We start from the raw sequence: 258 nt of genomic DNA on the forward strand, positions 1-258 counted from the left end.
CGGCGCGGCAGCGCAGGCGCTGCCGGCCATTGGAGCCGTATCGCGCCAGGCGCCGCTTGAGCTGTCGTTTGCGCAGCAGCGGCTGTGGTTTCTGGCCCAGCTGGACAAGGACAGCGCCCGCTACCACGTTCCGCTGGGCTGGCGGTTGCGGGGCAGGCTGGACCGCGCGGCGTGGCGACGCAGCCTCGATCAGCTGTATGCGCGCCACGAGGCGCTGCGCAGCGTCTTCGTTGATGCGGAGGAGGGCCCCCGGGTTGA

At 71.7% G+C, this 258-nt stretch carries 1 protein-coding gene; it reads left to right on the plus strand.

Going from position 1 to position 258, the window contains the following annotated elements:
* A partial coding sequence (locus tag AB3X94_RS42165) for a condensation domain-containing protein (RefSeq protein WP_368614503.1) occupies window positions 1–258 on the plus strand: 258 nt, incomplete at both ends.

Origin of the sequence: Paraburkholderia sp. BR10923 (genome assembly GCF_040948765.1) — a bacterium.
GTDB lineage: Bacteria > Pseudomonadota > Gammaproteobacteria > Burkholderiales > Burkholderiaceae > Paraburkholderia > Paraburkholderia youngii.